The sequence below is a fragment of the Halomarina salina genome, from assembly GCF_023074835.1.
Lineage (GTDB): Archaea > Halobacteriota > Halobacteria > Halobacteriales > Haloarculaceae > Halomarina > Halomarina salina.
The window spans coordinates 2,142,380-2,163,081 of sequence record NZ_JALLGW010000001.1 but is presented as its reverse complement, the minus strand read 5'-3'; the positions used below and the strand labels follow the sequence as shown (position 1 = coordinate 2,163,081).

The 20,702-nt window shown below is 67.6% G+C and carries 22 protein-coding genes and 1 tRNA gene; 14 read left to right on the top strand and 9 right to left on the bottom strand.

The features are described from left to right. Positions 1 to 405 precede the first annotated feature (405 nt). From MX571_RS11010 to MX571_RS11000, 3 genes are all read right to left on the bottom strand, one after another. Positions 406 to 849 (bottom strand): hypothetical protein, encoded by a 444-nt coding sequence (locus tag MX571_RS11010; protein WP_247416594.1) that lies wholly within the window; start codon positions 847 to 849, stop codon positions 406 to 408. A gap of 113 nt (positions 850 to 962) precedes the next feature. Next, entirely contained in the window at positions 963 to 2,336 is a 1,374-nt protein-coding gene (locus tag MX571_RS11005) for a sodium-dependent transporter (RefSeq protein ID WP_247416592.1), read from the bottom strand. Between the two features lie 150 nt (positions 2,337 to 2,486). Continuing rightward, positions 2,487 to 3,440, bottom strand: a complete 954-nt coding sequence (locus MX571_RS11000) for an NADPH:quinone reductase (RefSeq protein WP_247416590.1) — start codon at positions 3,438 to 3,440, stop codon at positions 2,487 to 2,489. A 105-nt stretch (positions 3,441 to 3,545) separates the two neighbouring features. Between MX571_RS11000 and MX571_RS10995 the strand changes: the two genes are divergently transcribed. From MX571_RS10995 to MX571_RS10965, 7 genes are all read left to right on the top strand, one after another. Then, a complete protein-coding gene (locus tag MX571_RS10995; RefSeq protein ID WP_247416587.1) occupies positions 3,546 to 3,764 on the top strand; it encodes a hypothetical protein in 219 nt (72 codons plus the stop codon). A gap of 140 nt (positions 3,765 to 3,904) precedes the next feature. Continuing rightward, positions 3,905 to 4,510, top strand: coding sequence for a hypothetical protein (locus tag MX571_RS10990; protein WP_247416585.1), 606 nt, complete (start codon positions 3,905 to 3,907; stop codon positions 4,508 to 4,510). Further along, positions 4,507 to 5,217: a DUF2238 domain-containing protein gene (locus MX571_RS10985; protein WP_247416583.1), complete on the top strand. Its 711-nt coding sequence runs from the start codon at positions 4,507 to 4,509 to the stop codon at positions 5,215 to 5,217. The genes MX571_RS10990 and MX571_RS10985 overlap by 4 nt, the downstream gene beginning before the upstream one ends. 98 nt (positions 5,218 to 5,315) lie before the next feature. Then, positions 5,316 to 6,470 carry an ADP-forming succinate--CoA ligase subunit beta gene (gene sucC, locus MX571_RS10980; protein ID WP_247416580.1) on the top strand — a complete coding sequence of 385 codons (1,155 nt, stop codon included), beginning with the start codon at positions 5,316 to 5,318 and terminating at the stop codon, positions 6,468 to 6,470. Next, positions 6,467 to 7,336, top strand: coding sequence for a succinate--CoA ligase subunit alpha (gene sucD, locus MX571_RS10975; RefSeq protein WP_247416578.1), 870 nt, complete (start codon positions 6,467 to 6,469; stop codon positions 7,334 to 7,336). The genes sucC and sucD overlap by 4 nt, the downstream gene beginning before the upstream one ends. A 242-nt stretch (positions 7,337 to 7,578) precedes the next feature. Further along, the gene (locus tag MX571_RS10970) at positions 7,579 to 8,910 is read left to right on the top strand and encodes a cytochrome P450 (RefSeq protein ID WP_247416576.1); all 1,332 of its coding nucleotides are present in this window, start codon (positions 7,579 to 7,581) and stop codon (positions 8,908 to 8,910) included. Positions 8,911 to 8,994: 84 nt separating this feature from the next. Next, complete coding sequence (locus tag MX571_RS10965; protein ID WP_247416574.1) at positions 8,995 to 9,390, top strand: hypothetical protein; 396 nt, start codon at positions 8,995 to 8,997, stop codon at positions 9,388 to 9,390. Between the two features lie 26 nt (positions 9,391 to 9,416). On the opposite strand, the gene MX571_RS10960 is transcribed toward MX571_RS10965, so the two are convergent. After that, positions 9,417 to 9,893 carry a GNAT family N-acetyltransferase gene (locus MX571_RS10960; protein WP_247416572.1) on the bottom strand — a complete coding sequence of 159 codons (477 nt, stop codon included), beginning with the start codon at positions 9,891 to 9,893 and terminating at the stop codon, positions 9,417 to 9,419. A 102-nt stretch (positions 9,894 to 9,995) separates the two neighbouring features. On the opposite strand from MX571_RS10960, the gene MX571_RS10955 reads away from it, so the two are divergent. From MX571_RS10955 to MX571_RS10945, 3 genes are all read left to right on the top strand, one after another. Then, positions 9,996 to 10,376: a 2Fe-2S iron-sulfur cluster-binding protein gene (locus MX571_RS10955; protein WP_247416570.1), complete on the top strand. Its 381-nt coding sequence runs from the start codon at positions 9,996 to 9,998 to the stop codon at positions 10,374 to 10,376. Positions 10,377 to 10,619: 243 nt separating this feature from the next. Then, positions 10,620 to 13,010 carry a PPC domain-containing protein gene (locus tag MX571_RS10950; protein WP_247416569.1) on the top strand — a complete coding sequence of 797 codons (2,391 nt, stop codon included), beginning with the start codon at positions 10,620 to 10,622 and terminating at the stop codon, positions 13,008 to 13,010. Between the two features lie 199 nt (positions 13,011 to 13,209). Beyond that, complete coding sequence (locus MX571_RS10945; protein WP_247416567.1) at positions 13,210 to 13,998, top strand: SDR family oxidoreductase; 789 nt, start codon at positions 13,210 to 13,212, stop codon at positions 13,996 to 13,998. A 247-nt stretch (positions 13,999 to 14,245) separates the two neighbouring features. On the opposite strand, the gene MX571_RS10940 is transcribed toward MX571_RS10945, so the two are convergent. The 3 genes from MX571_RS10940 to MX571_RS10930 form a co-directional block, all read right to left on the bottom strand. Beyond that, the gene (locus MX571_RS10940; RefSeq protein ID WP_247416565.1) at positions 14,246 to 15,631 is read right to left on the bottom strand and encodes an MATE family efflux transporter; all 1,386 of its coding nucleotides are present in this window, start codon (positions 15,629 to 15,631) and stop codon (positions 14,246 to 14,248) included. Between the two features lie 417 nt (positions 15,632 to 16,048). Next, a tRNA-Val gene (locus MX571_RS10935) sits at positions 16,049 to 16,123 on the bottom strand. Between the two features lie 62 nt (positions 16,124 to 16,185). Continuing rightward, on the bottom strand, positions 16,186 to 16,719 hold the full coding sequence (locus MX571_RS10930; protein WP_247416563.1) for a cob(I)yrinic acid a,c-diamide adenosyltransferase: 534 nt from the start codon (positions 16,717 to 16,719) through the stop codon (positions 16,186 to 16,188). A gap of 110 nt (positions 16,720 to 16,829) precedes the next feature. Between MX571_RS10930 and MX571_RS10925 the strand changes: the two genes are divergently transcribed. The 3 genes from MX571_RS10925 (at position 16,830) to MX571_RS10915 (ending at position 19,040) form a co-directional block, all read left to right on the top strand. After that, positions 16,830 to 17,003 carry a DUF7838 family putative zinc beta-ribbon protein gene (locus MX571_RS10925; RefSeq protein ID WP_247416561.1) on the top strand — a complete coding sequence of 58 codons (174 nt, stop codon included), beginning with the start codon at positions 16,830 to 16,832 and terminating at the stop codon, positions 17,001 to 17,003. A 256-nt stretch (positions 17,004 to 17,259) separates the two neighbouring features. Beyond that, positions 17,260 to 17,433 carry a DUF7331 family protein gene (locus MX571_RS10920; protein WP_247416559.1) on the top strand — a complete coding sequence of 58 codons (174 nt, stop codon included), beginning with the start codon at positions 17,260 to 17,262 and terminating at the stop codon, positions 17,431 to 17,433. Between the two features lie 185 nt (positions 17,434 to 17,618). Then, positions 17,619 to 19,040 carry a dihydrolipoyl dehydrogenase family protein gene (locus MX571_RS10915; protein ID WP_247416556.1) on the top strand — a complete coding sequence of 474 codons (1,422 nt, stop codon included), beginning with the start codon at positions 17,619 to 17,621 and terminating at the stop codon, positions 19,038 to 19,040. 45 nt (positions 19,041 to 19,085) lie between these two features. On the opposite strand, the gene MX571_RS10910 is transcribed toward MX571_RS10915, so the two are convergent. Beyond that, the gene (locus tag MX571_RS10910) at positions 19,086 to 19,655 is read right to left on the bottom strand and encodes an HTH domain-containing protein (protein WP_247416554.1); all 570 of its coding nucleotides are present in this window, start codon (positions 19,653 to 19,655) and stop codon (positions 19,086 to 19,088) included. 104 nt (positions 19,656 to 19,759) lie between these two features. On the opposite strand from MX571_RS10910, the gene MX571_RS10905 reads away from it, so the two are divergent. Next, positions 19,760 to 19,894, top strand: a complete 135-nt coding sequence (locus tag MX571_RS10905) for a C2H2-type zinc finger protein (RefSeq protein WP_247416550.1) — start codon at positions 19,760 to 19,762, stop codon at positions 19,892 to 19,894. A gap of 58 nt (positions 19,895 to 19,952) precedes the next feature. Here MX571_RS10905 and MX571_RS10900 read toward each other — a convergent pair whose 3' ends face one another. Next, entirely contained in the window at positions 19,953 to 20,630 is a 678-nt protein-coding gene (locus MX571_RS10900; RefSeq protein WP_247416548.1) for a haloacid dehalogenase type II, read from the bottom strand. Between the last annotated feature and the right edge of the window lie 72 nt (positions 20,631 to 20,702).

The following is a 20,702-nucleotide window of genomic DNA, read 5'->3' as shown; positions in this document are numbered from 1 at the left end:
GCGCAGCGCACAAGGGCTTCTACGCAGGTCGTGCTGCACCAGACGTGTCGTACGGAACGTGCTGTGCGGGCGAGTCACGGGACTCGAAGCCACGCAGTGCGTCACGAGCCGTCTGATAGAGAGGAGGGCCACGCGACGGGTTTCGAGGCTGTCAGAGGCCAGGTGCGTCGTCGCGTGGCCGGACCCGCTCGCCCGGAGCATGTCGGAACGCTTCCACCTTCGGTTCCAGTCCCCGTGTCGCGAGAACGGGGCGAGCGTGTCCACCGTCAACTGGTGGCTAGCTGGTCTTGACTTTTTATCTTGGCATACCAGGCCGAAACGACGCTAGACGAACGCTGACTGTCGACCGTTTCGAAGTGTCCCGTCGCCCTGCTCGACGTGCATCGCGACGAGCGGAGGCCGGGGTCAGACGAAGCGGACGACGGCGTACAGCAGTCCCGTCGTGACGGCCGCGGTGACGAGGGAGACGACGGTGATTCGGAGCGCGAAGGTGGCGTCGGCCCGCCTCGAGGCCGCGTCGGTGACCGGTCCGGCTTCGCCACCCGAGGCGGAGAAGTCGTACCGGCCGAGGAGGGCGAACTTCACGCAGAACCGCGTCCGCGCCTGCACGAAGAACTCGACGGCGAGTGCCAGCGGCGGGAACGCCCCGAGGACGAGCGCCGTGGGAGCGCTGGCAGTCACCACCGCCGCGAGGTAGACGGCGGTAGCGACCAGACCGACGCTCGCGTACCGGTACCGTCTGCGCTGCTCGGTCCGTCCGATGTTGCAGACGCCGGGGCGGTACGACGTCGGCCGTGTCGGCGGCGGGTCGTCTCCTGACGCGCGATACCGGGAGCTAGCGGGATTCATCTCGGCCGGGTTAGGTCGGTCGTGAATTTAGGTCGCTCGGCCCCGGCAGGGCCGGTCGTGACGAACGACGACAGACCGCGAGGAACGGGGACAGGGTGACCGGTTGCTGGTGGTCAGAACCCCGGCGGGACGATGTAGTAGCCGGAGTCGGGCGTCAGGAACAGGTCGTAGAAGTTCAGGCCGACGACGACGAGGATGGCCAGCAGGACGACGGTCCGGAGGCTCCAGAGCCAGACCATCGAGAGCGTCGCCCCGCCGCTGGTGCCCTGCCTGAGTTCGTCGACGGCTTCCTGTCCGAGCACCCAGCCGACGAACAGGACGACGAACAGCACGGCCAGCGGGAGGAACAGGGTGACGCCGATGCCGTCGAACCAGTCGAGCCACTCCAGACTCAACGCCGACGGGACGCCGAGCAGGAAGACGACCGACCCGAGACCGGCCGCGGTCGGCGCGCGCGACAGCGAGTAGTTGTCCACGAGGTAGGAGACGACCGCCTCCAGCAGGCTGATCGAGGAGGAGAGCGCCGCGATGAGGACGGTGCCGAAGAAGATGACGCCGACGACCCGCGCAGCACCGCCGGGGAGGTTCGTGAGCGCCGACGTCACACCGACGAACACCGCCCCAGCCCCGCCTTCGCTCCCGACGAGTTCACCGCCGATCTCGATGTTCGCGGCGAACAGCAGCGGGATGACGACGAGACCGGCCAGCACGCCGACGAACGTGTTCGACACGGCGATTGTGAGGCCGTCGGCGGCGAGGCTGTCGTCCTTCCCGAGGTAGGAGGCGTACGTTATCATCACGCTGAACCCGACGGAGAGGCTGAACAGCGCCTGTCCTGCCGCGGCCGGGACGACGCTCGCCGCGTTGTCGGCGACGGTCCCGAAGTCGGGCGTGAGGTAGAACTCGTAGCCCGCGCCCGCCCCGGAGAGGGTGGCCGCGTACACCGCGAGGGCGACCAGGAGCACGACGATGCTGGGGACCATGAACTTCGTCGCCAGTTCGATGCCGTCCTCGATTCCGAGCGCGACGATTCCGACCGTGATGAGCATGAACACGGCGTGGAGTGCGACCGCGTCCGGCCCCGTCGCGGCGACCTCGGTGAAGTACGTCTGTGGCTGCTCCAGGACGACGCCCGACCCGAACCCGTAGACGAAGCGGATGACCCAGCCGCCGACGACGCTGTAGTACGAGAGCGTCCAGAAGCTCCCGATGACGCCGATAGCGCCGATGAACGCCCACTGCGGACGACCGAGCTTGTTGAACGCCTCGATGGCGTTGATGTTCGCGCGCCGACCGATGACGAACTCGCCGAGCAGCGCCGGGATGCCGATGACCAGCACCGCGACGAGGTACACCACCAGAAACGCCGACCCACCGTTGGTCGCCGTCTGGAACGGGAACCGCCAGATGTTCCCCAGTCCGACGGCGCTCCCGATGGCCGCGAGGATGAACCCCACACGCGTCGCCCACGTCTCACGTTCTACCATGTGTGCGCTGAGCCGACTCTCCCCCCGACAATAAACACACTGATAGTTGTCGCCTCGGAATCACACAACTATCGGGGTACGAACAGGATTACGACGGCCAGTGGAGTAAACTGTCCGTCAATTTGCGACTGAACGTCCAGTCGGACTCGGTCAGGGCTCGACGACGACCTTGCCGAGGAACGACTCCTCCAGCACCGTCCGGTGAGCGTCGGCCGTCTCCTCCAGCGGGAAGGTCCGCGCGACCTCGGGCACCACCTCGCCCTTGACGACGAGTCGGCCCAGGCGGTCGAGAACCGGCCCGTACTCCTCGACGTTGAACATCGACATCACCTGATAGCGCAGGTCCTTCGACTTCGCCGGGCCGAGCGGCACGCGCGCCTCGTCGGCCGTGTTCCCGATGCCGACGATGCGCCCGCCGGGAGCGGCGACGCGAGCGTCGAGCGGGAAGTACTCGTTCATGAACGTGTCGAGGACGACGTCCGGCCGTCCCGCGTCGACGATGGCGGTCTCCAGGTCGTCGCGGCGGTAGTCGAGCACCACGTCCGCCCCGAGGTCGCGCAGGTGGTCGTGGTACTGCTCGCTCGCGGTGGTCACCACCGTCGCACCGGTCGCCTCGGCGAGCTGCACCGCGACGTGGCCGACGCCGCCGCTGCCGCCGTGGACGAGGCAGGTCTCGGCGGGTTCGAGGTCCGCGTAGCCCACCAGCGCCTGCCACGCCGTCACGCCGACGAGGGCGACGGCCGCGCCTTCGAGGAACGACGCGTCGTCGGGGAGTCGCGCGAGCAGGTCGACCGGCGCGGTGACCTGCTCGGCGTGGGTGCCCGACACGGTCCGACCGAGACCCGTCCCGAACACCCGGTCGCCGACCGCGAACTCGTCGACGTCGGGACCGACCGCGCCGACGACGCCCGCGAGGTCCGACCCCGGAACCCACGGGAACTCGGGAACCGGGTACTCGCCGGTCCTGAAGTACGTGTCGACCGGGTTGACGCCAGCGGCGTGGACGTCGACGACCACCTCGCCGTGACCGGGCTCCGGCGGTTCGACGTCGTCTACCTGCAGCACGTCCGGCCCACCCGTCTCGTGATAGCGTACGGCTCGCATACCCGTGGGTGGTCGGCCGACGCCAAAAGCGTAGGTGGCGACGGCCGCCCGCGACGAAGTGACGTATCCAGCACGCTGAAGGCGACTCGCTCGATACGGGCTGCCATGGACACCGAACCGAGCAACCGACGCTGCCCCGACTGTGGCGTGACGCTCGAAGCGATGGCACTCCAGACCGACGGCGGACACAAGGTCCGCGCCATCTCCGACGAGAACCGCGAGGGCCTGCTCGGCAGTCTCGGCATGAAGGAGAAACACCTGATTCGGCCGTACGTCTGTCCGGAGTGCGCCAGGGTGCTGCTGTACGCGGACGTCGACGACTGACGACCCCGAACCCCGACCAGTCGGGGTTCGAGTCACTCTGACGACAGGTTATTGACGGTCGGTACCGAATCTTCACCGTTCGGAGCGCGCAGAGCGCTGCGGTCGGAACTCGCGGGAGGTCGCGCTCCGGAGAGGCAGTCATGAGTCAACAGCAGTTACCGGAAGCGTGGTTCGTCAGGGACCGTCGAGTGAACGCCGTCGTCGCGTGGTTCTTCACACTGATGCTCGTCCTCGGCGCGGTCGGCTACCTCCTCGAGGGGTTGCTCGTCGACACGGCGCTCGCGGTCGCCGCGGCGGCCGTTTCGCTCGTGCCGCCGGTCGTCTACCGGTCGTGGAGACGGACGGTCCCGTGGCTGTTGCTGTTCGTCGCCGCGATTCCCGTCGGGGCGGGCGCGTACGGACCGTCGTTCCTCGACGACGTCGCGAACGGCGTCGGCATCGCCACGCTCGCGTTGCTCGCCGTCGCCGCGTTGCAGCTGACGACCGACCTCCGGATGACGCCCGACGTCGCCGTCGTGTTCGTGGTGCTCACGACGCTCGCCACGGCGGGGTTCTGGGCGCTCGGGTCGGCCGCCTCCGCACGGTACCTCGGAACGTCGTTCCTCGAGACCAACGACCAGTTGATGGTCGTGTTCACCGCGGCACTCCTCGGCGGAGTCCTCGCCGGTGGCGTCTTCCGCTGGTACTTCCGGCGGAAGCTTCGCGCGGCACGCGAGGCGACCGGAGTGGAGGGGGTCACGGCATGAGCGCTGGCGAACGAACCCGCGTCCAGGACACACAGTCCCAGGAGTCAGTCGCCTCGAACCGGCGGCTGACGCCGGGCCGAGAGCGCGCGCTGGTTCGCGCCCTCCAGGTCGCCATCGGCGTCGTGTTCGCCGCTGGCATCCTCGCGGGCAACGGCGGGGTCGCGGTCAACGCGGGCGTCGGACTGCTCGTCACGTTCCTGCCGAACCTGCTCTCCCGACGGTTCGCGGTGACGCTGAACGTCGGCCTCGTCCTCTGGATAACGACGGCGATGTTCCTCCACGCGCTCGGGACCCTCCCGATACCCGGCCTCGACGTCTCGCTCTACTCCGGCACGTGGTGGTGGGACCACCTGACCCACGCGATGTCCTCGTCGCTGGTCGCGGGGGCCGCGTTCGCGACGCTGCTGGCGCTCCAGCAGTACTCCGCGGCCGTCAGACTCCCGCCCCGGTTCATGTTCGTCACCATCCTGCTGTTCGTGATGGCGTTCGGCGTCGTCTGGGAACTCGTCGAGTTCTACATCGGAGTCTCCGCACAGCTCCTCGGCACCGGCGACGTGCTCACCCAGTACGGCCTGGACGACACCGTCTTCGACCTGTTCTACAACACGTTGGGCGGTCTCGTCGTGGCGACGTTCGGTGCGTCGCGACTCGCGGGCGTCTCCGACCAGCTCGCCGACCGGATGACCGACCGCGTAGCGAGTCGGTGAGCCACACGCCGACACGGACGATTCCCGTCGCCGGCCGAGGGGGCGAACGATACCGGAACCGGCGGGATTTAAGCGCGGCCCGGACGCGGCTACAGGCGATGAAACTCCACGAGTATCAGGCGAAGCAGGTCTTCGCCGACGCGGGGCTTCCGGTACCCGATTCGGAACTCGCCGCGAGCGTCGACGAGGTCGTCGAGGCCGCCGAGCGGGTCGGCTACCCGGTCGCCATCAAGGCCCAGGTACAGGTCGGGGGGCGTGGCAAGGCGGGCGGCATCGAACTCGTCGAGGACGAGGAGGAGGCCCGCGAGGCGGCCGACAACATCCTCGGGATGGACCTGAAGGGACTGCACGTCGACCGGGTGCTCGTCGAGGCGGCCGTCGACTTCGTCAACGAACTGTACGTCGGCGTCACGATGGACCGCGGGGAGGGCAAGCCCGTCGCGATGGTCTCCACGAAGGGTGGTGTCGACATCGAGTCGGTCGCCGAGGAGACGCCGGAGGCCATCTCGCGGGTCCACGTCGACCCGTCGTTCGGGATGCACCCGTTCCAGGCCCGCAAGGCGGTCTACGACGCGGGCGTCGAGCGTGACGTGGCGATGGACGTCGCGAACGTCCTGACGACGCTGTACGACCTCTGGGACGAGAAGGACTCGACCGACATCGAGGTCAACCCGGTCATGATCACGAGCGACCGCGAGGTCGTCTGCGCGGACGCCGTGATGAACATCGACGACGACGCGCTGTTCCGCCACTCGGACCTCCAGGAGATGGAGGAGGAGGGCGGCGTCGCGGGGGACGACCTGGAGGCGAAGGCCGACGAGTACGGCTTCGACTACGTCCGCCTCTCGGGCAACGTCGGCATCATCGGCAACGGCGCGGGCCTCGTCATGACGACGCTGGACCTCGTCGACCACTACGGCGGGTCGCCCGCCAACTTCCTCGACATCGGCGGGGGCGCGAAGGCGGAACGCGTCTCGAACGCGCTGGACATGGTGTTCTCCGACGAGAACGTCGACAGCGTCGTGTTCAACATCTTCGGCGGCATCACCCGCGGTGACGAGGTGGCGAAGGGTATCAACGAGGCGCTCGAATCGTTCGACGAGATTCCCAAACCGGTCGTCGTCCGCCTCGCGGGGACGAACGCCGAGGAGGGGATGGAGATTCTGAACACCGACCTCGTGACGGTCGAGGGGACGCTGGAGGACGCCGTCCAGCGTGCCGTCGAGTACGCGGACACGGAGGCGAGCCAATGAGCATACTAGTCGACGACGACACGCGCGTAGTGGTACAGGGCATCACGGGTGGCGAGGGGAAGTTCCACACCCAGCAGATGGTCGACTACGGCACGAACGTGGTCGCGGGTGCGGTCCCCGGCAAGGGCGGTGACGAGGTCGAGGGCATCCCCGTCTACGACACCGTCTCGCAGGCCGTCGAGGAGGAGGACGCCGACGCGAGCGTCGTGTTCGTCCCGCCCGCGTTCGCGGGCGACGCGATGTTCGAGGCGCTCGACACGGACCTCGACCTCGTCGTGGCCATCACCGAGGGCGTCCCCCAGCAGGACATGGCGCGCGTCTACAAGCGCCTCTCGGAGACCGACACGCACCTCGTCGGTCCCAACTGTCCCGGCCTCATCACGCCGGGCGAGGCGAAACTCGGCATCCTGCCGGGCAACATCTTCTCGTCGGGGAACGTCGGTCTCGTCTCCCGGTCGGGCACCCTCACCTACCAGGTCGTCGACAGCCTCACCCAGCGTGGCATCGGCCAGACCACCGCGGTCGGCATCGGCGGCGACCCCATCATCGGGACGGACTTCGTCGGCGCGCTGGACCTGTTCGAGTCCGACCCCGACACCGACGCGGTCGTGATGTGCGGCGAGATCGGCGGCGAGGACGAGGAGGAGGCCGCCGCGTTCATCGGCGAGCACATGGACACGCCCGTCGCGGGCTTCATCGCGGGCCGCACCGCGCCGCCCGGAAAGCGCATGGGCCACGCGGGCGCTATCGTCTCCGGCAGCGGGACCGGTACCGCGGAGTCGAAGATTTCGGCACTGCAGGACGCGGGCGTCCCCGTCGGCGACACCCCCGAGGAGGTCGCCGACAACGTCGAAGACCTGCTGTAAGAACCCGAGCCACCCCGCAGTTCTTCTCCCGAGCCGAGGCCGTCGGTCGAGCGTTACCATCCTCTCGACATCGCTGACCCCTGTACTCGCCGGAACGCTTCGTCCACGTCGACGAGACCCATCTCGAAAGTGACGACCGACCGACGACGAGTGACGAAGGCGGAATCACCGTCGTTCCCGAAACCACACGACCGAACGCCGATAGAACCAACCCTTATCGAACGCCAGCCCCTACCTATTTCATGCGCCAGCAGCCCCCCGGACCGCCCGAACCGCCGGTCGTCGGCAGCACGTTCGACTACGCCCGCGACCCGTTCCGGTTCATGGACGCCGTCCGGCGGGCGTACCGCGACATCGCGAAATTCCAGCTCGGGCCGCTGGACACGTACGTCGTGATGAACCCCGACGACGTGGAGACGGTGCTGATGAACGACGAGGCCGAGTTCCGGAAGGCCGACTTCCAGGACGACGCCCTCACCGGACTGCTCGGCGACGGCCTGCTCCTGAGCACGGGCGACTACTGGGAACAGCAGCGCGCCATCGCCCAGCCTGCGTTCAACATGGGTCGCATCGCCGGACTGGTCGACACGATGGGAGAGAAGACCGAACGCGCCCTCGACCAGTTCCCGGTCGGTGAGCCGTTCGACGTCCAGCTACCGCTGGCGAGGCTGACCGTGGACGTCATCGTCAACGCGATGTTCGGCGTCGACCCCGACGAGGAGACGGTGTACGAGGTACAGGACAACCTCGAACCGCTGGGCGAGCGGTTCGAACCCGACCCCATCCGCTTCCTGACGCCCCAGTGGGTGCCCACTCGCGGGAACCAGAAGTACAGCGAGGCGCTGGAGACGCTGGAGGGCATCGTCGCGGACCTCGTGGACAGACGCCGCGGCGTGGACACGGACGCGGAGGACTTCCTCTCGCGCCTGCTCCGCGCGGAGGCCGCCGGCGACCAGACGAGCGAGCAGGTCCGCAACGAGATGATGACGATGCTGCTGGCGGGCCACGACACGACGGCGCTGACGCTCACCTACGCGTTCCACCAGATCGGACAGCACCCCGAAGTGCTGGAGCGCCTCCACGAGGAGGTCGACGCCGTCCTCGACCCCGGCGAGCGGCCGGGGATGACCGACCTCCGGGAACTGGAGTACACCGAACGCGTGCTGAAGGAGACGATGCGGGTGCTGCCGCCCGTGTACACGATGTTCCGCCAGCCGAACGTGGACGTGCGACTGAGCGGCTACCGCGTCCCCGCGGACTCGCTGCTGATGGTCCCCCAGTGGGTGCTCCACCGCCACCCCGACTACTGGGAGGAGCCGGAGCGATTCGACCCCGACCGTTGGACGCCAGAGCGCGTCCGGCAGCGCCACCCCTACGCGTACTTCCCGTTCGGCGCGGGACCGCGCTCGTGTATCGGCCGCCAGTTCTCGCTCGTCGAGGCGAAGATCATCCTGAGCATCGCGCTCCGTCGCTTCTCGCCGGAACTCGCGTCGGACGCCGACCTCGACCTCCGGCCGTCGCTGACGATGCACCCCCGCGACCCCGTCGAGGTCGTCCTCCACGAACGCACCTGAACCGGTCGAACGGCGACCACATGAGGTCAATATCTCCGGCAGTTCAGTGACTAAATACGCGGCTGGCGAAATTCCCACTCGACAATGTCCGATTCAGACATCGCCGAAGAAGTCGACATCGAGGAGGTCGAAGCCGGCGGCGGGAAGATCAAGCGCGTCGCCGCGGCGCTGGGCGTACTCGCCGTCCTCTTCGTCGTGCTCAAACTGCGCGGCCGAGGCGGGTCGTCCGACGGGGAGTCGTCGAGTTCCGTCGAGCGCGTCGACGAGGACGACGAGCGAGGCATCGACACCGTGTCGACGAAGGACTCGGACGACGATGACGACGAGTCGTCGAGCGACAAGAGCCTCGAGGTGAAGACGTCGAGCGGGAGCGGCGTCGGCGGGCGGTTCGACGACCTCGACCTCGTCGACTACCTCGCCATCTTCGCGGCCGCGCTCCAGTCGGCCCGCGACGAGTACCGCATCCGCACCGAGCGCTGAGTCGGCGCGGGCCACCGCGCCCGTACTCACGACTGCAGTCGTTTCTCCATCCCGACGTGGGGTATCCCGGCGTCGAGGAACTCCGTCTCGTCCACCACGACGTAGCCAAGGGCTTCGTAGAACCCCCGAGCGTGGGTCTGCACGTCGAGGACGAGCCGTTCGTATCCGCGCTCGCGGGCGAGTTCCTCGACGCTGGTCATCAGCCGCCGTCCCCAATCCTCGCCCCGGCGGTCGGCCACCACGGCGACCCGCTGTACCTTCCCGACCGACTCCGACGACGACCCCTCGTCGTAGGGGCGAAGTCGCGCCGCCCCGACTGCGTCGTCGCCGTCGTACGCGACCAGGTGGTCGGTCGTCGGGTCCTCGTCGTGGTCGTCCAGTTCGAGGGACTCGGGGACGTCCTGCTCCTCGACGAAGACGGCCCGGCGGACGGCGAGTGCGTCCGCTCGCTGTGCGTCGGTCGTCGCGACCACGACCCGGCCGTCGTCACGCTCGTCGGTCATCACCTGGTGGTTCGACCCGTCCGAGGAAATGCCGTCCGGTCGGCACTGCCGAACCGCTCCACTCGGCGAACGGATACCCGTCCGCGGCACGTACCGTGACCGATGGCGACCGACGAGTCCGGCGTGGGGGAGGAGGGAGCCGAGGACGACGACCCGGAGCGGGTGGAACTCACCGTCGAACACGGCGAGGGGACGTCCGTGCTGTCGGTTCCCCCCGGCACGAATCTCCGAAAAGCGTTGCTCAACGCCGGTATCTCGCCGTACACCGCACTCACCGAACGGGCGAACTGCGGCGGGCGCGGGCTGTGTGCGACCTGTGGCGTGCGACTGCTGACACCCCGTGCGCCCGAACATTGGCACGACCGCCTCGCCGCCCGTTTCGGCTACCCCCGTCTCTCGTGCCAGCTGACGGTGACCCGGGACGCGCGCGTCCGCACCCCCGAGAAGGCCGTGTGGGGCGGTCGGAGTCACGACGAGTCGTAGCGAACCTCGTCGCACCCGACGAATCCTCCTCCCTCACTGCCCGCATCGTCGTAACGTGAGTGAAATCTGAAACGTCACCGGGTCAGTTCTCCGACGTAGAATCGGGAGTGGAACGAACCTCGCTAACCGTCCGACGGAACGGCCACGCTCTGGTTCGAGTGGGACACATACATACACTCGTGAAACTCTTTATAATATGATTTTTTGTCAACATATATACGGTTTGGTAATGAACCCGCGACTATGCGTTCAAGGAGACCGGCCGACAGGCCGGACAGTCCCCGCGTACGTACTGCCCTTCCCCGCATCGCTGCCCTCGTCTTCGCTCTCGTCGTGGTCACCGGGAGTGCGGTCGGTGCTGCCAGCGTCGCCGCGAGTCCCACCCTCCAGGAGTCCGGCGACGAGGACCCACAGAGCGTCGAACTCGGGTCCGAGGTCACCGACACGCTCGACGTCGACGACTCGATAGACGTGTTCACGTTCGACGTCGAACAGGGTGACTACGTCCGCGTCGACTTCCTCGCAGGGACCCCCGACGTGACCGGCGCGACACTCTACGGTCCGTCCGGAGCCGAACTCGACTCGGCAGCGGGCGGTCCGGATACGGTGTTGCTCGGGGGCCAGGCCCCCGAGGACGGTCAGTACAGCGTCGAGTTCACCTACAGCGGGACGCGGCCGAGTAGCGACCCGCTGGAGTACACCTTCTCCGTCCAGCGCTCGGCCCCGGATAGCTACGAATCCAACGACGGGATCGACAGTGCCGCGGGCCTCTCGGAGCCCGGTACGGTCGACGCCACGCTCGGCGGTAGCGACGACGACTACTACGCCATCTCGGCCGCCGAGGGCGCGACCATCGCCGCGAGCATCGACAAACCGAACGTCATCACCAACGGATTCGCGCTCGAGATACTCGACGGCGACGGGAACGTCCTCGCGGAGTCCAGCGCGCGCTGTACCCCCGGCACGACTTGCGGTCCCGCCGACCTCTCGGCGACTGCGCCCGAGGACGGCGAGTACTACGTCCACGTGACCGGTGGCATCACCGGGTTCAACGACTACTCGCTGACGACGGACTTCCAGTCGCCCTCCCAGCAGTCGGGGCAGGACGGCGACGGCGACCCGCGCCCCGTCGAGACCGGTACGGAGTACACCGAGACACTCGACACGAGTGACTCGACGGACGCGTTCACCTTCGACGCCGAGCAGGGCGACTACATCCGTACGGACTTCCAGGTCGGGAGTCCGGACACCGTCGAGGCGACGCTCTACGGCCCCTCGGGTGACGCCATCGACTCCGCCGACGGCTACGTGGAGACGGTGCTCGTCGGGGGACAGGCCCCCGAGAGCGGAGAGTACCGCGTCGAGTTCACCTACAGCGGTGACCGACCCAGCGACGACCCCGAAGACTACGACTTCACGGTCAACGTCGCCTCCCCCGACCAGTACGAGTCGAACGACGACCCCGGAGCGGCGACGTCGCTCTCGTCCGGGTCGGCCGACGCCGTCCTCGGTGAGGGCGACGACGACTACTACGTCGTCTCCGCCGCCGAAGGGTCGACCATCGCCGCGAGCATCGACAAACCGAGCGTCATCACGAACGCGTTCACCCTGCAGGTGCTCGACGACGGCGGGAACGTCCTCGCCGAATCCAGCGCACGCTGTACCCCCGGCACGTTCTGTGACCCCGAGGACCTCTCGGTGACCGCACCCGAGGACGGTGAGTACTACGTCCTGGTGACCGGCGGCATCACCGGGTACAGCGACTACTCGCTCTCAGTCGACTCGGAGGCACCGACACAGGACACCGAGACGCCCGACGACACCGAGACGACGGAGTCCCCGGACGAAAGCACCGAAACCCCTGACGACACGACCGAAGCACCCGACGACACCGAGACCCCGGACGAAAGCACCGAGACGCCCGACGAGACCGATTCGCCCGACGACACGACGGAAGCACCGGACTCCGACCAGGGCGACTCCGACGATTCCGGGTCCTCGGACGACACGTCCGATTCGACGGACGATAGCGGGACCGACGACACGACCGACGAGTCCGACGACTCGACAGAGACCCCGGACGAGACCATCGGCTCCCCGGACTCGGACCAGAGTAGCTCCGACCAGGGCGACTCCGACGACACCTCGGACTCGACCGACGACTCCGATTCGAGCGGCGACGACGCGACGGACGACGGTTCGGATGGCTCCGACACGTCGAGCGACTCGGACGACACCGACTCCGACACGTCGAGTGACTCCGACGGCGCGAGCACTGGAGACGACGATAGCTCGGACGACACCGCCGACGACGGCGGTATCGACGAGTCCTCGGACACCACCACGACCGCTCCGACCGACACGCCAGCACCGTCGACCGACGGCGCGACCACCACCGACTCCGCCGGTGAGACGACGACCGAGGAGGTCACCGTCGTCGAGACCACCGACGGTGGCACCGAGGTGGCCGCTGGACCCGCAGCCCCGGTGAACAACTCGACGAACGGTAGCGATGCCGTCGTCAGTGGCGGCAGCACTACCGACGACTCCGGCGGCAGTGGCCCCGGATTCGGCGTCGTCGCTGCCCTGGTCGCTCTCGTCGCAGCGACCCTGTTCGCCCGGTTCAGACGGTAATCACGCGCTCACAGCGTCGACCGCTTCGAGACTCTTTTCGACGACATCGAGACGTTCGGTAGTAGCGCGGGCAGGGCGTAGCGATTCGACGCGACCACTCCGTCTGCGTCAGCGATTCGAGGCGGTCAGGTGCTGGTCGAGCCGTCGATCGACGGTGCCGGTGGGAACGATTTAATGTGGACTGCCGAGAGGCCAACATATGAATCTCGGACTCTCGGGCGACGCGGCGGTCGTGGCGGCATCGAGTAGTGGCCTCGGAAAGGCGGCCGCGACGGCGCTGGCACGCGAGGGCGCGGACGTCGTCGTCAACGGGAGGGACGAGGACCGACTCGACGCCGCCGTCGCGGACATCCGCGAGGTGGCGGACGGTGAGGTCGTCGGCCACGCCGCGGACCTCACGGAGAAGGCGGAGGCAGAGGGCCTGGTCCAGCGGGCGGTCGAGGAGTTCGGCGACCTCGACCACCTCGTGACGAACGCGGGCGGTCCTCCGAGCAAGTCGTTCGAGGAGACGACCGACGAGGAGTGGTACGAGGCGTACGACCTGCTCGTGATGAGCACGGTCCGCCTCGTCCGGGAGGCGATTCCACACCTCCGCGACGGCGGCGGCAGCATCGTCACCTCGACGTCCAAGAGCGTCAAGGAGGCCATCGACGGCCTCGTGCTCTCGAACTCGGTTCGCATGAGCGTCGTCGGACTGGAGAAGACCCTCTCGCGCGAACTCGCACCGGACGTTCGCGTCAACGCCGTCATGCCGGGGTCCCACGAGACCGACCGGATGGTCGACCTCGTCGAACAGGGCGTCGAGCGCGGCGAGTACGACTCCTACGAGGCCGGGAAAGCGGCCTGGGCCGATGACATCCCGACCGGCGAACTCGGCGATCCCGGCGAGTTCGGTAACGTCGTCGCCTTCCTCTGTTCTGACCGGGCCTCGTTCATCACCGGCGAGGCGGTGATGGTGGACGGTGGGGCGTCGCGGTCGAACCTCTGAGCGGGGGACCGCACGATCACGCAGACACCAGCCCTGGCCCCTCACCTCGCGGTCTGTCCTCTCGAACGCCGTCACCGACGAGCGGTCGGTCGCTTCGGGCCACGTCGCTGCGGGACAGTGCGTTCGGGTTCTGTATAGCGTCGGACGCTACATCGGCATCAGACACGAAACGGCGGATAACTCGGTAGGGGTGCTGAAAACGGTGTTTATGGCCTCTTCACGACAGTCGATGGCTTCGGCCACGCGCTCACTGCTGAACCGCCGACTCCCGCTCCGCTCGCTCGGCCATCATGGACGCGGCCGTCTCCGCCCAGTCGCCCCAGACGAAGCCGACGCTGACGACGACCGCCCAGCAGGCGTACGAGAGCGCCAGTCCGACGTAGATTCCCTGGAGGCCGTACCCCAGCGTCACGCCGAGGAGGTACGAGAGGCCGACCATGAACGCGAACGACCCGAGCAGCCGAGCGTAGAACGGGATTCGCGTCTCTCCCGCCCCGCGCAGTGCACCGGAGAGCGGGAAGAAGACGCCGAAGAAGACCATCGAGACGCCGAACACCCGAGTGAACTCCACCGCGTACGCGAGCGTGGCTGCGTCGTCGGTGAACACCGATGCCAGCGGCCCGGCACCGAAGACCAGGACGCCACCGGCGGTGGTCAGGGCGACGACGCTGAGTCCGAGGATCGCCGTCGCGGCGAACCGGGCCTCCTCGGGGTCGCCGTCGCCCAACCGCTGCCCGACGACGATGCTCGTGACGGTACTGAATGAGCGGTACAGTGGCCCGCTGAGCTGCTGGTAGATTCGGCGTCCGATGTGGTACGCCGCGGCGACCTCGGTACCGAACGTCACGAGCAACGCGTTGAACGGGAAGTTCGCCAGCGAGTTGCTCATCCCCTCGGCGAACGTCGGCACGCTCACGGCCACCAGTTGCCGGGTTATCGCGAGGTCACGGGGCCGAGCGAGCGAGACTGACGTCCGGTCGCTCACCATCGCGCTCAGTATCGCTCCGGACTCGACCAGTCGGCTGACCGCCGTGGCGATTCCAACGCCGACGATGCCGAGTCGTGGCGCGACGCCGACACCCAGCCCCAGCGCCACCGTCAACCCGACGTTGAGGAGGTTCGTACCGCCGTTGACGAGCATCGGCGTACGTGTGTCTCCCGCACCCTGCAACGAGCGGGCGCCGACCAGTCCGACGATACGGAACGGCGCTGCGGCGAACACGAGGAGCAGGTACGCACCCCCGAGTCGAACCACCCCCGGGTCCGCGCCCAGCAGTCGAATCAGCGTCTCGCTGAACAGGAGTCCGACCGCGACGAGCGGGACGCCACAGAGCGCCCCCAGGACCAGTGCCTGCGTCACCGCCCGGTCACGCGTCGCCGCCGCCCCACGGCCCGTATCCTGACTGGAGAGCGCGATGGCACCGGCACCGAACCCGAGTCCGATGCGGAGCGGGAACTGGGCGTAGAGGTCGGCGAGCCCGATGGCGGCCACCGCGGCTGGTGAGAACAGCCCGGTGACGACGATGTCCACCGTCCGCATCAGCGTCGTGAGCGTCTGCTGAACGGCGATGGGCCAGCCCAGGTCGAACGTCTGCCGCCAGATGGACCGGAGCCGACCCGAGAACGCGACCATCTACAGAATCAACGGGGAGACCCGGTTTCAAACGGCGGAAAGGAGCAAGGGCGAGGGGAAATCGACCAGCGGACAGTGTGTCGATGTAGTGACTGTCGCTATATCAAACCAGAGTGTCCTCGATATCGTGGTGGGACGCCGAGCCACGAGACCGGCTGACGGAGGCGGCAGCGCGAGAGGATTCAGTGGAATCCCGACTCAGTCGCTCGCTGCAGGTCCGAGCGAGACGACCGTGTCGACCGCGTCGTAGCTGTCGTCCGTTTCCACGAGTTCGTCGCAGTGCGCCAGCAGAAGTGGGCTGTAGCGGACTGTGAATCGCGGTCGCTCGCTACGCTCGCTCCCTGGTTCAAATCCTTCCGATTCCATTTCGATTTCACGGACTCCTCGTGACCTCTCGTCGGTGCGAGGAATCAGAAGTGGGTTGGGGCGGATTTGAACCGCCGACTTCCTCCGTGTGAAGGAGGTATCATAACCGGCCTAGATCACCAACCCGCACCTCCAGAAAATCGGTCGCGGGACTTAACGATTCCCTTGTCGGGTGACCCGTTCGACACTCAGTACGTCGGTGACTCCTCGGGGACGCCTTCGCGCTTGTTGACGACGCGACCGAACACGAACAGCGCGTCCGAGAGGCGGTTCAGGTACGCGATAGCCTCGGCGTTGACCGGTTCCTCGTTCGCCAGGTCCACCGCCCGCCGCTCGGCCCGGCGGACCACCGCGCGGGCGTGGTGGAGTTTAGCCCCCGGTTCGCTCCCGCTGGGGAGGATGAACGACTGCAGCGGGTCGAGTTCCTCGTCGTAGGCGTCCATCCACGACTCCAGCTGCTCGACGTCGGACTCGTCGATGCGGGGAACGTCGCTGTCGTCCTCCGGGTCGGCGAAGTCCGCCTGGACGACGTGGAGGTGGTTCTGGACGGCCCGCAGGTGGTCGTCGATGTCGTCGTGTCCCGACGGTCGGATGACGCCGACGAGCGCGTTCGCCTCGTCCACGGTCCCGTAGGCCTCGATACGGGCGTCCGTCTTGGAGACGCGGTCCATGTTCCGCAGGTCGGTCATCCCCTCGTCGCCACGACCGGTGTAGATCTTCACACCGGGCCGTCCGGCGGCCAGCGACTTATAGCCGGTCGCGTGTTGGTGACGGCGGTGCAACGCTCCCCCGAAAGCGAAGCGTGAAGTGGACGGCGGGTAGAGTCGGAGCTATGAGCCTCGAGACCCAGCACTACTGTCCCGACTGCGGTGGCGAGCAGACGTTCTGGCGGACGGCGAGCACGCTCGTCCACCTGGGCGAGAAGACGAAGTGGCAGTGTAGCGAGTGCGACTACGGCTTCGTCCGCATCGACGGTATCGAGAGCGACGCGGACGTACAGGCCTGAACGGCCGACTGCAGCACCTCAGCAGCCGAGAACTGACCGACCGACGCACCTGCTCTCCTGACCACGCTCTCCGAGAGAGGTCGCCGTGGCGTGACCGAACTCCTCTGGCCCGGTAGAACTGTCTCCGGCCTGTAGCTCGGCGTGTGAAGCTATTTCGGTCGTGTGTACGCCGTTCGCAAGCGTGTAGAAGACTTATGCTACTCCATGTCATGCCATCGATTGTCGAACGGTACGACCACGGAGAACGAACCCAACAATGAGCACACGGACGTACGACGAGTCGGAGACGGAATCGACGACGGAACCGGACTGCGTCGCCCTCGAACTGGAGGACGGACAGGTCATCCTCTACGACCCCGAGGGGAACGGGGCGTGGATCCAGTCCGACGTCGCCTATCCCATCGAACGCGAGAGCCAGCAGGACGCCTGACGGTTCCCGCCCCACTTCCTCCAGAATTTTCGACGGCCCCCACGTGACGACGAGCGACCGCTCGGTCACCCCGCTCACCCCTGCTCGGACTCACGGCGTCGTGGGGGGAGCGTCGAAGCACTCCGGTGTGCGGAACCGCTACAGAGAGCCGAAGCGCTAAGCGGGTGCCCGACGGGTACTGTCGTATGCTACGCGTCGTCGTCATCGGAGCCTACGGGAGCGCGGGCGTCGCCGTCGCTGACGCCCTCGCCGACGAACCGGACGTCGAACTCGTCCTCGCGGACAACGGCGACCCGGGTGGCGGTCTCTGTATCCTCCGGGGCTGTATGCCATCGAAGGACGTCTACTCCGCCGCCGCTCACCACTACCAGACACGCGTCGACGACCGACTGCCCGGCGAGGTCCCCGACCTGGACCTCGAACGCGTCGTCGCCACGAAGGACGAGCACGTCTCGAACTTCGCGGCCCACCGCCGCGCGGCGGTCGAGGAGCTCGCCGAGCGGGAGAACGTCACCTTCCACCACGAGACGGCGACGCTCGAAGACGACGGCTCGGTCCAGGTCGGCGACGAGCGAGTCGACGCGGACTACGTCGTCGTCGCGACGGGGTCCACCGCGAACCTCCCCGACGTGCCGGGACTCGACTCGGTGGAGTACCTGACCAGCGCGGACGTGCTCGACGCCACCTCCTTCGGCGACTCGGCCGTCGTCATGGGCTTCGGCTACATCGGCCTGGAGATGGTCCCGTACCTCTCTGAGGCTGGCGGGATGGACGTCACCGTCGTCGAACACGACGACCGGCCGCTCGACGAGGCCGACACCCCGTTCGGCGACGAGATACTCGACATGTACCGCGAGGAGTTCGACGTGGAGGTGCTGACGAACGCCCACGAGCAGTCGGTCGCACCGGTCGGGGCCGACGGCGAACACGACGGCGTCCGACTCACGTACGAGCAGGACGGCGAAGACCGACAGGTCGAGGCCGACGACCTCTTCCTGTTCACCGGGCGACGCCCGGCGCTCGACGGCCTCGGTCTGGACGCGCGCGGTATCGACACCGACGACGAGTGGGTCGGCCCGTCGATGCAGGCCCGCGACGACGAGCGAGTGTTCGTCGTCGGCGACGCCAACGGACGCGAACCCATCCTCCACGTCGCCAAGGAGCAGGCGCAGGTCGCCGCTGAGAACGTCCTGCGCCACCGCGACGGCGAGTCGCTCGCCGAGTACCACAACACGCACCACCACGTCGTCTTCTCCGGACTCGGGGTCTACCCGTACGCCCGCGTCGGCCACTCCGAAGCGGCCGCCGAGGAGGCGGGTCTCGACTACGTCAGCGTCACGCGCGAGGCCGATCAGGACGGTGTCTTCGCGACGAAGGACGCCGCGAGGGGGCTGGCCCGACTGGTCGTCGGCACCGACGGCACCGTCCTCGGCTATCAGGGACTCCACTACCAGGCGGACACGATGGCGAAGACGATGCAGGTGGTCGTGGAAGGTGGGATGGACGTTCGGGCGATCCCCGACCGGGCCTACCACCCGACGACGCCCGAGATCCTCGACGGCCTGTTCCGGGCGGCGAAGGAAGAACTCGACGCCAGCGACGAGTGACTGCCGGACGGAGCGGTCGGCGTGTCGTCGGTCTGTCGTCTGTCGTCAGTGGTCGACGTGCCCGGCCTCGATACGCCTTCGCTCCTGGTCGTCGGGGGAGTCCCCGCCGCCGTCGCTCGCTTCGTCCTCGCGCGCCGTCGTCCCTGAGACATCGACCGGCGTCTCGTCGGCGAGGTCCGCGAGGCGGTCGGTGACGCGGACGAGTTCGTCGGCGTCCTCGTCGTGGGAAGGAGCGAGGTGGACCAGTTGGTCGTCGACGAACTCCGCGAGCGCTATCTCCGGGAACCGGACCTCGGTCCACGACTCCTCGGTGATGGCGGAGTCGCAGTGGACCTCGCGGTAGACGCCGTCGAGCGACCGCCCTTCCTCGTCGGCCCAGCGCTCGATGCGCGCGAGTCGGTCCTGGACGTGCCGCCCGTCGGCCGTCCGGGCGCTCGCCGAGGCGTGACAGATGCGGTCGCCCCAGACGCGAACGTCGTAGTCGTCGATGGCGCTCTCTCGGAGGAGGTCGTCGAGACGCCGGACGACGGTGTCTTGCTGGCGATGCGTCCCGCCGGGGGCGAGCGACCGAACGTACAGTTCGATGCGCCGCTCACGTTCGCTGGTAGCTCCCATTCTGTCCTCACTAGGGGTGCGAGGTGCGGGCCGACAAGAACCTTTTTCAGGGCAACGTGACTGACGGGACAGCCGTTATATCCGTCGGATGCGTAGACACAAATATGGGTGGGGAGCACACCGGAGATAGCGACGACCACACGGAGAACGCCGAGTTCGTCTGTGTCGCGTGCGAGCGAACGTTCGAGAGCGAGGCCGCCCGCGACAGGCACGTCCGGGACGTCGGACTGGTCCACTGACACCCTGAGGTGGGCCATCGACCCCTCGACCCACACAGGCTGCGTAGCGACCGGTACGTCAGTCGAGGAGTTCGTCGACGAACCCGTCGATAGAGGCTACTTCGAGGTCCGGTTCCGCTCCGAACGGTTCCCAGGGGTCGTCGTCTCGGTTCAACCACACGCCCTGGAGTCCGGCGTGCTGGGCACCCTGCACGTCCAGCCACAGTGCGCTCACGTGGGCGAGGTCCTCGGGCGGTTCGCCGATTCGCTCCGCGGCGTGGTGGTACAGTTCGGCGTCGGGTTTGAACTGCTCGACCTCGTCGGCGCTCACCACGCCGTCGAGCAGGTCGCCGATGTCGGCGTGGTCGACCATCGAGTCGAGCATCTCGGGGTCGCCGTTCGAGACGACGTAGCACGGGTAGCCCGCGTCGCCGAGGCGTTCGATGCTCCGGCGCACGTCGTCGAACACGTCGAGTTCGTGGTAGGTGGCGAGAATCTCGTCTCGCTCTTCGTCGCTCACGTCGGCGTCGTGGACAGCGAGCGCGTACGTCAACGCGTCGCGGTTCATCTCGTAGAACGGCTGGTAGCTGTCGGTGTGGTTGGCGACCATCGTGTACTCCAGGGAGCGCGACCGCCAGAGTCGGGAGACGGGTTCCGGGTCGTCGACACGGTCGGCGAGCGCCCGCTCGACCGAATCGACGTCGACGAGCGTGCTGTACGAGTCGAAGGTGACCGCACCCAGGTCGGCGTCGAACATGGTCCCTCCACGAACGCGAGGCCGATAGGTGTACGTGCGGAGCGCGCGCTGACTGCGGCCAGTGGGCGTCCA

Excerpts from the sequence above, each read along its gene's own strand:
- MX571_RS11010 (WP_247416594.1), bottom strand. The coding sequence starts at position 849 with ATGAATCCCGCTAGCTCCCGGTATCGCGCGTCAGGAGACGACCCGCCG.
- MX571_RS11005 (WP_247416592.1), bottom strand. The coding sequence starts at position 2,336 with ATGGTAGAACGTGAGACGTGGGCGACGCGTGTGGGGTTCATCCTCGCG.
- MX571_RS11000 (WP_247416590.1), bottom strand. The coding sequence starts at position 3,440 with ATGCGAGCCGTACGCTATCACGAGACGGGTGGGCCGGACGTGCTGCAG.
- MX571_RS10995 (WP_247416587.1), top strand. The coding sequence starts at position 3,546 with ATGGACACCGAACCGAGCAACCGACGCTGCCCCGACTGTGGCGTGACG.
- MX571_RS10990 (WP_247416585.1), top strand. The coding sequence starts at position 3,905 with ATGAGTCAACAGCAGTTACCGGAAGCGTGGTTCGTCAGGGACCGTCGA.
- MX571_RS10985 (WP_247416583.1), top strand. The coding sequence starts at position 4,507 with ATGAGCGCTGGCGAACGAACCCGCGTCCAGGACACACAGTCCCAGGAG.
- sucC (WP_247416580.1), top strand. The coding sequence starts at position 5,316 with ATGAAACTCCACGAGTATCAGGCGAAGCAGGTCTTCGCCGACGCGGGG.
- sucD (WP_247416578.1), top strand. The coding sequence starts at position 6,467 with ATGAGCATACTAGTCGACGACGACACGCGCGTAGTGGTACAGGGCATC.
- MX571_RS10970 (WP_247416576.1), top strand. The coding sequence starts at position 7,579 with ATGCGCCAGCAGCCCCCCGGACCGCCCGAACCGCCGGTCGTCGGCAGC.
- MX571_RS10965 (WP_247416574.1), top strand. The coding sequence starts at position 8,995 with ATGTCCGATTCAGACATCGCCGAAGAAGTCGACATCGAGGAGGTCGAA.
- MX571_RS10960 (WP_247416572.1), bottom strand. The coding sequence starts at position 9,893 with ATGACCGACGAGCGTGACGACGGCCGGGTCGTGGTCGCGACGACCGAC.
- MX571_RS10955 (WP_247416570.1), top strand. The coding sequence starts at position 9,996 with ATGGCGACCGACGAGTCCGGCGTGGGGGAGGAGGGAGCCGAGGACGAC.
- MX571_RS10950 (WP_247416569.1), top strand. The coding sequence starts at position 10,620 with ATGCGTTCAAGGAGACCGGCCGACAGGCCGGACAGTCCCCGCGTACGT.
- MX571_RS10945 (WP_247416567.1), top strand. The coding sequence starts at position 13,210 with ATGAATCTCGGACTCTCGGGCGACGCGGCGGTCGTGGCGGCATCGAGT.
- MX571_RS10940 (WP_247416565.1), bottom strand. The coding sequence starts at position 15,631 with ATGGTCGCGTTCTCGGGTCGGCTCCGGTCCATCTGGCGGCAGACGTTC.
- MX571_RS10925 (WP_247416561.1), top strand. The coding sequence starts at position 16,830 with ATGAGCCTCGAGACCCAGCACTACTGTCCCGACTGCGGTGGCGAGCAG.
- MX571_RS10920 (WP_247416559.1), top strand. The coding sequence starts at position 17,260 with ATGAGCACACGGACGTACGACGAGTCGGAGACGGAATCGACGACGGAA.
- MX571_RS10915 (WP_247416556.1), top strand. The coding sequence starts at position 17,619 with ATGCTACGCGTCGTCGTCATCGGAGCCTACGGGAGCGCGGGCGTCGCC.
- MX571_RS10910 (WP_247416554.1), bottom strand. The coding sequence starts at position 19,655 with ATGGGAGCTACCAGCGAACGTGAGCGGCGCATCGAACTGTACGTTCGG.
- MX571_RS10905 (WP_247416550.1), top strand. The coding sequence starts at position 19,760 with ATGGGTGGGGAGCACACCGGAGATAGCGACGACCACACGGAGAACGCC.
- MX571_RS10900 (WP_247416548.1), bottom strand. The coding sequence starts at position 20,630 with ATGTTCGACGCCGACCTGGGTGCGGTCACCTTCGACTCGTACAGCACG.